The organism is Methylobacterium sp. J-070, from assembly GCF_022829385.1.
GTDB lineage: Bacteria > Pseudomonadota > Alphaproteobacteria > Rhizobiales > Beijerinckiaceae > Methylobacterium.
In genome coordinates this window covers 1-8,818 of record NZ_JAKSXX010000044.1, presented here as the reverse complement: position 1 = coordinate 8,818, position 8,818 = coordinate 1, and the positions used below count along the sequence as shown (strand labels likewise).

7 protein-coding genes are annotated in these 8,818 nt (G+C 66.2%); 3 read left to right on the top strand and 4 right to left on the bottom strand.

Annotated elements, in window-relative coordinates; translation table 11 throughout:
- Positions 1 to 201: 201 nt before the first annotated feature.
- Positions 202 to 516 carry a hypothetical protein gene (locus MKL01_RS02045; protein ID WP_243903571.1) on the bottom strand — a complete coding sequence of 105 codons (315 nt, stop codon included), beginning with the start codon at positions 514 to 516 and terminating at the stop codon, positions 202 to 204.
- 430 nt (positions 517 to 946) lie between these two features.
- On the opposite strand from MKL01_RS02045, the gene MKL01_RS02040 reads away from it, so the two are divergent.
- Both MKL01_RS02040 and MKL01_RS02035 read left to right on the top strand, forming a co-directional pair.
- Positions 947 to 2,494 (top strand): sensor domain-containing diguanylate cyclase, encoded by a 1,548-nt coding sequence (locus MKL01_RS02040; RefSeq protein WP_243903570.1) that lies wholly within the window; start codon positions 947 to 949, stop codon positions 2,492 to 2,494.
- Positions 2,495 to 2,739: 245 nt separating this feature from the next.
- On the top strand, positions 2,740 to 4,950 hold the full coding sequence (locus MKL01_RS02035) for a putative bifunctional diguanylate cyclase/phosphodiesterase (protein WP_243903569.1): 2,211 nt from the start codon (positions 2,740 to 2,742) through the stop codon (positions 4,948 to 4,950).
- Positions 4,951 to 5,440: 490 nt separating this feature from the next.
- Here the strand turns inward: MKL01_RS02035 and MKL01_RS02025 are convergent, their stop codons facing one another.
- From MKL01_RS02025 to MKL01_RS02015, 3 genes are read right to left on the bottom strand one after another with little or no spacing between them, the layout of a single operon-like run.
- On the bottom strand, positions 5,441 to 6,814 hold the full coding sequence (locus tag MKL01_RS02025) for a sensor histidine kinase (RefSeq protein WP_243903568.1): 1,374 nt from the start codon (positions 6,812 to 6,814) through the stop codon (positions 5,441 to 5,443).
- Positions 6,811 to 7,479: a response regulator transcription factor gene (locus tag MKL01_RS02020; protein ID WP_243903567.1), complete on the bottom strand. Its 669-nt coding sequence runs from the start codon at positions 7,477 to 7,479 to the stop codon at positions 6,811 to 6,813. Before MKL01_RS02020 ends, MKL01_RS02025 begins: the two co-directional genes overlap by 4 nt.
- A 15-nt stretch (positions 7,480 to 7,494) precedes the next feature.
- Positions 7,495 to 7,812, bottom strand: coding sequence for a PepSY domain-containing protein (locus MKL01_RS02015; protein WP_243903566.1), 318 nt, complete (start codon positions 7,810 to 7,812; stop codon positions 7,495 to 7,497).
- Between the two features lie 111 nt (positions 7,813 to 7,923).
- Between MKL01_RS02015 and MKL01_RS02010 the strand changes: the two genes are divergently transcribed.
- Positions 7,924 to 8,532, top strand: a complete 609-nt coding sequence (locus tag MKL01_RS02010) for a thermonuclease family protein (RefSeq protein WP_243903565.1) — start codon at positions 7,924 to 7,926, stop codon at positions 8,530 to 8,532.
- Positions 8,533 to 8,818 lie beyond the last annotated feature (286 nt).

The following is an 8,818-nucleotide window of genomic DNA, read 5'->3' as shown; positions in this document are numbered from 1 at the left end:
GGACGAGCGGTGACGGAAGCGGAAGCTGAGTTCCTCGTTGGTATCGCGCTCGCGACGTTCGCGAACGCCGGCGGCCTGAATGAGCCGAGCCTCGGTCATCTAGCTCGGTTCTCGGGCAAGCTTGGGCCGAACGAGACCGTTGATAGCTTGACGAAGCATTGAGGTAGCCCCGCGGTTTCAGTGCCGCGGGGCGTTGAGGGACTACTTGCCGCTCGGCGCAGCACCGCTGCCAGTGGCGCCGTTGCCCGTACCGCTACCGGCAGGTGCACCGGGCGTGCTGACCGGTGGGCCACCGGTGGTGCCGGGCCCCGTGCCCGTGCTCATCGTCCCCGTGCCCATCGAGCTGCTGCCGCCTTCCATGGACTTCTCGGAGTTGCTCTTCACCGAGCCCGGGTTGTTCATATTGCCCTCGGAGCTGCCGCCGGAGCTGCCGCCGCCGGCAGCGGTCTGAGCCATCGCAGCACCTGATACAGCAAGGGTGAGTGCGGCGACGAGGGTAAGTGTCTTCACCTTCATGGCATCTTCCTCCCAACAGATCGGTTCGATCGGTCCAGGTCTGAACGTTGTCGCAATCGATATCGTTCAAGCAACCACCGGAAGGCTGCTGGTACGGATAGATGGCCCGACGTCAGCCTCTCTGCGCACGACGTCGTGCCGAGTTGGGCGCACAGGGTAAGGCACAAGTCTCGATCACGATGGAACGGATTGCTGGTTTTCCGGGCGGTAATGTCAGCCGCTGATAAGGAGTAAGGGGGAGTACGGGGGTCAGGTGTCAGCCGCTGATCGAGAACGGCGTTACCTTGGCCGCTCCCAAGGTCCGCGCGGATGAAGATCGCTCCCCCACCGTGTCGAACCAGCGGCCCGGCTCCGTCGGTCTGCAATCCTTGGTTAGGGTTATTCATGCCAGAAATTGAACTGGCGCGACCGCGCTCGCGTAAACCCGTCAATGGCTCCGCTACAATACCTCGCGCGCCGGCTCCGCTCTGCTCGTGCCTGGATCGTCCTCGGCGTCTTGGCACCCATCGGCATGCTCGCCGCATCCGGCCTGATGCTGCTCGACCTGCGCCAGGACGCCTGGGACAAGGCCGAACAGACCTCCAAAAACCTGGTGCAGGTTCTGGAGCGCGACATCGCTCGCAATGTCGAGATGTACGACCTCTCGATCCAGGCTGCGGTCGACAACCTCAGGACGCCCGGCCTTCCAGAGATGACCTCTGAGCTGCGTCAGCTCATCCTGTTCGACCGGGCCGCCACCGCCCGCGACATGGGCGTGATGATCGTCATCGACGAACACGGCGACATCATCGCGGATCTCGACGCGGTGCCACCGCGCGAAGGCAACTATGCCGACCGCGACTACTTCCTGACTCACAAGACGCGCGCGGGCGCTGGCCTGTTCGTAGGCCATCCCCTGGTCTCCCGTCTGACGGGCGAGCGCATGCTTCCCTTCAGCCGCCGCATCTCCAAGTTGGATAGCTCCTTCGGCGGCGTCGTGATGGGCAGCGTGAAGCTCTCGTACTTCACACGCCTGTTCAGCCAGCTCGACCTCGGCCGCGACGGCGCGATCAGCTTGTACCTGAGCGACGGCACGCGGGTCATGCGCCAGCCCTACGCGGAAGCCGATATCGGCGTGAACATCGCCGATGCTGCGACCTTCAAGGGCTTCGTGCGCGAGCGTAGCGGCAGCTTCGTTGAGACCTCGGTCCGAGATGGGATCGAGCGGTACTTCGCCTTCACGCGCGTTGGCGACCTGCCACTGATCCTGAACGTTGCCCTCTCGACCGCAGAGATCGAGGCCGAGTGGCGACCGAAGGCACTCGCCATAGGCGGCATCGTGCTGGTGCTGTGCGGCCTGACAATCGCGTTGTCGCTCCTGTTCGGTCGCGAGCTGCGGCGCCGCGAAGCTATGAAGGTGGAACTCGAACGGCTGTCGCTGACGGATGCTCTGACGCGTCTGCCAAACCGCCGAGCCTTTGAGGAAGCCGGTACCCCCGCCTGGAATGCGGCGCAGCGTAACGGTAAGCCGCTCGCCTTGCTCATCGTCGACGCCGACCACTTCAAGCAGTTCAACGATCGCTATGGCCATCAGGTTGGGGACGAGGTGCTGCAGGGCCTGGCGTGCTGCCTCTCGGCCAGCGTCCATCGTCCCCACGACCTCGTCTGCCGGGTCGGCGGTGAAGAATTTGCCATCCTCCTGCCCGACACCGATCAAGCAGGTGCCCTACGCATCGCGGAGAAGGTCCACGCTGAGGTATCGACGATGACGATTGGCTCGGTCGGAATTGGCGCTGGGGCCGTCACGGTGAGCATCGGGCTCGCAGCAGCTATCTCGAATGGCGTGGAGGCGACCGCGCTGACGGACCTCTACCGCTTTGCGGATGGGGCGCTCTACGAAGCCAAGGCAGGCGGTCGGAACCAGACCCGCTGTGCAAATCTGCAGGACCTGCCAGCTGGTTCACAGAAGCGGAGGCTTCAGATCGTCAACGGATCGTAGGCTCGCGGACGCTCATCCGACATCGGACGGTTTTGGCTATTGATCTCCGCTCAGCCCTAATCTCGCGCTCGACCATGCGCAAAAACTTACGAAAGCCTATCAATTTTGCCGCCAATTAACGGCAACATTCTCAAATCGGAACATCATTCTTGATCTATGTTTAGGCGTAGATGGGCAGCCAATAATGCCCTTTTAACAACCTCACGGATAAAGTCTGCGCAACCCGGTATTCAAATTGGCGAGCGATGCCATCCCTTGAAACTGAACTTCCGGAACGCAATCTGCCAGCTTTGCGGCGGAGCGATGAGCGGGATCCGACCCTCGACGCGATGTGTCGGACGGCCGCGGCACTATTCGGGGTGCGCTACGCCTTTGTGTCACACCTCGACACGGAATGTCAGCTGTTCCTCGGACGCGTGGGGCTCGACGTCCAAACCACATCCCGCTCGATCGCCTTCTGCGCTCTGACGGTCCTCGGTGCGCCTCATGAGCCGCTCGTCGTGCTCGACACGCACCGAGATCGACGATTTGCGCAGAACCCGCTCGTCACAGGGGCGCCATACCTGCGCTTCTATGCCGGCGTCCCGATCGTCCATGCCGATGGGAGTAACACCGCGACCTTCTGCATCGCCGACGATGCGCCCCGCAAAGCCTTCAGCGAGGCGGATCGGCATTGTCTGTTGGACCTCGCCAAGTTCATCGAAGCCACGCTGTACGGTCGTGCTGCCCAGATCGAGGCCGAGCGCGCACGGGAGCAAGCCGATGCTGCCTATGCCGCGTTGCGTGAGAGCGAGCATCGCTATCGGTTGCTCGCTGAGAACGCCAACGACGTGATCGTCCTGGGCGACCTCGACATGCGTCGCCTATACATCTCTCCCGCCGTTCGTACCGTGCTCGGCTACGAGCCAGAAGAACTCGTTGGGACGACGCCGGCTATGTTCGGCCACCCCGAGGAAGCGCACGCCTTTGCCGATCTCCGGGCAAAGTTGCTGATGGAGAATGACGGCCGCTTCGTCGCCTGCGTCCGCCACCGCCATAAGGCTGGGCACTACGTCTGGATCGAGGCTTCGGTGCGGTTGGCGCGCGATCCCCACACCGGGCACCCCGTGGGCTACGTCGCCGCCCTACGTGACGTCACCGCCCGCCGGGCAGCTGAAGAGCAGGTCCGGCACATGGCCCTCCACGATGCGCTCACCGGATTGCCCAATCGTACCCTGCTCCGTGACCGCCTCGATCAGGCGATTGCTCGTGCTGCCCACGCCGACAATCCCTTTGCGGTTCTGATTTGCGACCTCGATCGGTTCAAGGCCATCAACGACAGCTTCGGCCACCCGGCGGGCGATGTCCTGCTCCAAGCCGTGGCGGCGCGGATGAAGGTGGTGCTGCGTCCCTGCGATACCATCGCCCGACTCGGCGGCGACGAGTTCGCGATCATACTGACATATCTCGACGATCCGTGTGCGGCGGCCTGCCTCGCTGATAACCTGATCGCGACGGTGAGCAAGCCGATCGATCTCGACGGGCACGGGGTCGAGGTCGGCGTCAGCATCGGCTTCACCATCGCCTCAGCACAGGACGCCAGCGCGGACGATCTGTTCAACCGGGCCGACATTGCGTTGTACGAGGCCAAGGCGGCAGGCCGGAACACTTATCGTGAGTTTTGCCCGGACGCTGGCGCCCGCATCACCATACGTGGCCATCTCGGCCTCGACATGAAGGAGGCGATCCGGCGCGGCGAGTTCCGGCTGGTCTACCAGCCGGTGGTGGAGGCCGCGACCGGCGCGGTGATGAGCTTCGAGGCGCTGATGCGCTGGCGCCATCCCGAACGGGGCGAGATCTCGCCGGGCGAGTTCATCCCGGTGGCCGAAGAGACGGGACTGATCGTACCGCTTGGGACTTGGGCTTTGCAGGAAGCCTGCCGCGAGGCGATGAATTGGCCGACCCACATCCGCATCGGGGTCAATGTCTCTCCGATCCAGCTGAGGCAGGATGGCCTCGAAACTGCGGTGCTGGCAGCCCTTGCTGCGAGTGGCTTGCCGTCTGATCGGCTGAAGCTGGAGGTGACAGAGAGCGTGCTGATCCAGGACGCGGACGAGGTGCTAGAGCGCTTGCACCGGCTGCGTGCTCTCGGTGTACGCATCGCACTCGATGATTTCGGCACGGGCTACTCGTCGTTGAGCTACCTACGCCGGTTCCCATTCGACAAGATCAAGATCGACCGTGCTTTTATCAAGGACATAGCCGACGCAGACGCAGCAGCGATCGTGCGGGCTGTAGTAGGCATCGGCGAACGACTCGGCATGGGCATCGTGGCAGAAGGGGTTGAAACTGTCGAGCAACTCGAACTAGTCCGCAGCGAGGGTTGCGGTGAGGTTCAGGGGTTTCTGTTCAGCCGACCGCTACCGGCGCGCGAGGCGCTGCTCTATGCGAAAAAGGAATGTGTGCGGGCAGCATAGTCGAACACGTCCCACTCAACCCGAACCGCCTCGATCCGGGCATGCAGATGACCGGCATCGATGCTGTCTCCATCAGCATGTCTTGCGCAGTTGCCAGTTGCTCGCGCAGTTCGGTGTTCTCGGTTGCCAGCGCCAGGAGCGGGGCCGCCAGATCTTCGCTCACTCAGCCTCCTGCGCTCTCACGTCCGGGAGGAGGCGCATAGGGCCGCCACGGTTACCGCGCAGGCAAGGATAACGGGTTGAGGCGTGTCGTCGGCTCCTCTTCCACAACAGACCTTTCGGGCCTGAGCCGGCGCCTTGCGGTGTCCAGTTCCCCCGCCTCGCCGACCCCCCACGCGACTGCCTAGCTGAGGCATCAGGGGCGAGCTGCGGGGAACTGGTCCGGAGAGCGCCTGTCGTCACGTGCTTGTCCGCCGCGAGCTTTGCGGTGTCGCGAACGCCTCAGGCACGCGCAAGGGAAAGGCTAGGCCTGTGGTAGGCCTGAGCATGGCTATCGCCCCGTCAGCCTGCTGCCCCCCTCTTCAATCCAATTCAGCTCGACCAGCAATCCGCCCATCGCTGATCGGTCGAGGCGCATGTGCGCACCGGCGGCCTCAGAGATGTCGCGCACGATGGCGATGCCGAAGCCGGTGCCCGGGCGGCTCTCGTCCCAGCGCTGGCCGCGGCCGATGCCGGCGATCGCCGCCGCGCTCATGCCAGGGCCGTCGTCGTCCACGGCGAGGCTCTGGCGCCCCAAGGCCATCTCCCCGGTGATCCGGACCCGCCGGTGGGCCCATTTCCGCGCATTGTCGAGGAGGTTGCCCAGAACCTCCATCAGCTCGCCCTCCTCCCCCGGATAGGCGAGCGTTTCCGGAACCGACACCACCCAGTCGAGGGAGCCCCCCTCCGGCAGCCGGCGCATGGTCGCCACGAGGCGCTCCGTCACCGGGGCAACCCGGCAGGACCGCCGCCGCAGGTCGCCGGAGGCAACGATCCGCGCCCGGGCGAGCGCCCGCTCCACCTGCCCGCCCATCGCCCGGGCCTGCTCGGCGATCTCGGCCGAGAGGGTCGGATCGTCGGCCCCGGTCCGGCGCGCCAGGGCGTCGAGCACGGCCAGCGGCGTCTTGAGGCCGTGGGCCATGTCGGCGGCCGCGTCCCGGGCGCGGATCAGCGCCCGCTCCTGCGCATCGAGCAGCCGGTTGAGATCTGTGACCAGCGGCCGGACCTCGTCGGGGAAGTGCTCGGGCAATCGCGTCCGCGTCCCAGCATGGACCGCCAGCAGATCCGCCTGCAGCACCCGGAACGGCGCCAGCGCGCGACGGACGAACAAGGCCATCGCCAGCGTCAGCACGACGAACAGGGCCACGAGCGCCGGGACGAGCAGATGCAGGAAGGTTGACCGGCTCGCTGCGAGGTTACGCCGATCCTCCGCCACGATCACCCGCAGCTCCGCTTCGGCGCCCGGCGGCCCGATCGCCAGCGGCTGGACCACCGCGATGAGCCGACCCCCGTCCGGCCCGGTCGTGTCGACGGTGCCCGTCGTGTCCGACCTGCCGGGGCTCAGGTTTCCGAGATCCAGGCTCTTGTCCCAGAGCGAGCGCGACCGCAGGACGTGCGCACCCGCCTGCACCTGCCAGTACAGGCCGCCATAGGGCGTGGCGAAGCGCGGGTCCGGCGGCTCCCGGGAGAGGGTCGGGCTCCCATCCGGCGCGACGGTGACCCGACCTGCGATCAGCTTGGCGGTCCGGTCGAGGGCGTCGGCGGTGCGGGCATCGAGAACCCGGTCGAGGATCACGGTCAGCCCGATCCCGGCGAGCAGCAGCGCCAGGGCGATCAGTGCCGCCGCGGCGAGGCCGAGCCGGAGGCGCAGCGAATGCCGCCTCACGGTCCGTCCGGCGCCGGCACGCAGTAGCCCTGTCCGCGCCGTGTCTCGATCACCCCCGGCCCGAGCTTGCGCCGCAGGCGGGTCAGGAGCGCCTCCAGGGCGTTGGCCTCGCGCTCGGTGCCGACCCCGTGGAGGTGATCGAGCACGTCGCCTGCCGGCACGACCTGCCCCGGCCGGTGCAGCAGGAACGACAGGAGCCGGTATTCCAGGGCGGTCAATTCGGTCGGGCGGCCGTCGACGCTGACCGCCCGGGTGCGGGTGTCGAGTTCCACTGCGCCGGCGCGGAGGATCGGGGAGGCGTGGCCGGCGGTGCGCCGCAGAATCGCCCGGAGCCGCGCCACCAGCTCCTCCATGCGGAACGGCTTGACGAGGTAGTCGTCGGCTCCGGCATCGATGCCCTCGACGCGCTCGCGCCAGCCGTCCCGAGCGGTGAGGATCAGCACCGGAAGGGTCACGTCGGCGGCCCGCAGCCGGCGCAGCACGCCGAGCCCGTCGAGGCGCGGCAGGCCGAGATCGAGCACCATGGCGTCGTAGGGCTCGGTCTCGGCACGGAACCACGCGGCCTCGCCGTCCGCCACCACGTCGGCGACGTAGCCGGCCACCTCCAATCCGCGCCGGATGTCGGCGGCGATGCGCGGCTCATCCTCAACGATCAGGACGCGCATGGCTAACCCATGCCCTCAATCATCGTCGTTATCATCCAGGATCTTCACTGAGGCAGCATCGACCTTGACGGTTCGTCGCTTCCCGTCGGTGCCGAGGACGCGCAGCTTGTACAGCCAACCACCATCGTCGTGCTTGAGATCGACGGACACCACGTCGCCCGGAACGACTTGGTGGACGGTCCGCAGGATTTCGTCGAGGGGGCGAATCTCACCCTTCTCTAAAGCGCGACGGGCACGGTCAGCATCCTCCGAGGCGCGCAGGGGCGAATCGACGAAGGCGGGCACAGCGAGCAAGCCAAGGGTGATGGCGCGGCGCGACAGGATCGGGATCATGCGGCCCAGGCTAAGCCGCACCGCCTGACGGGACGCTGACAGGGGCCGTCAGGGTCGCGGGGCGGGACTTCGGCAAAAGGGATGCCGTACCCCTGCCGGAGACTTGAGACCATGTCATTGATCGTCGGTATCCTCCTCACCTGTGTGGCCGGCCTCGCCGGCACCCTCCTGTGCCCAGATGACAGAGGCGGGCGCGCGAAGCTTCCGCTCCTCGCCGCGCTCCTATCTGGCGGTCTCGCTTGGCACGCCCCCGCCCGGGCCGGCGAAGTCCTGCGCGGCCCCGCCCAGGTGATCGACGGGGAAACCCTCCGCGTCGGCGCGCACCAAATCAGCTTGTTCGGTATCGCTGCACCTGAGGCCGACGCGACCTGCTCGAACGCGCAGGATCAGCCCTACCCCTGCGGTCGGGCTGCGGCCCTGGCCCTCGCCGCACGGATCGGCAGCGCCCCCATCGCGTGCGAGCCGCACGGAGATGGGGCAGATGGCACAGGCTTGGCGCTCTGTCGGGTCGGCGACGCTGATCTCGGCGCCTGGATGGTGGCACAAGGCTTCGCGGTGCCGGACCGTGCAGCGACACTGGACTATACAAAGGCCGCAGAACGAGCCTGGGCGCGGCGTCAAGGTTTGTGGTCCGGAGTCTTTCAGGATCTGACCGAAAGGCGAACCCGGAAACCCACAGCTGTTCCCGACCGCACCGCCATACAGGCTTGGTCGGAATGAACGGATTCGAGCCTGGATATCGATCGTTCGTCATACCGTCCGCCCGTAGACCATCAGCGCATAGCTCGGCCCGTGCGACCACCCGCCCGGATTCGAGAACGTGTCGTTTGGTCGAGGTCGACCGCTGCCCCCCGGCAGCCTTTCTGGGCCTGTCGCAAACGGGAATGCGCTGAGGTTCACGGCTCGTTAGTCATAGCCGCCGAGCCTGCCGCTCCGATCCGGAGCCGGCCCATGATCCGCAACGTCCTCGCGCTCAAGCTGAAGCGAGACGCCAAAGGCGACTTCC

Bases quoted from the DNA above. Each gene is read 5' to 3' on its own strand.
- MKL01_RS02040 (WP_243903570.1), top strand. From the start codon at position 947: ATGGCTCCGCTACAATACCTCGCGCGCCGGCTCCGCTCTGCTCGTGCC.
- MKL01_RS02010 (WP_243903565.1), top strand. From the start codon at position 7,924: ATGTCATTGATCGTCGGTATCCTCCTCACCTGTGTGGCCGGCCTCGCC.
- MKL01_RS02035 (WP_243903569.1), top strand. From the start codon at position 2,740: ATGCCATCCCTTGAAACTGAACTTCCGGAACGCAATCTGCCAGCTTTG.
- MKL01_RS02015 (WP_243903566.1), bottom strand. From the start codon at position 7,812: ATGATCCCGATCCTGTCGCGCCGCGCCATCACCCTTGGCTTGCTCGCT.
- MKL01_RS02045 (WP_243903571.1), bottom strand. From the start codon at position 516: ATGAAGGTGAAGACACTTACCCTCGTCGCCGCACTCACCCTTGCTGTA.
- MKL01_RS02020 (WP_243903567.1), bottom strand. From the start codon at position 7,479: ATGCGCGTCCTGATCGTTGAGGATGAGCCGCGCATCGCCGCCGACATC.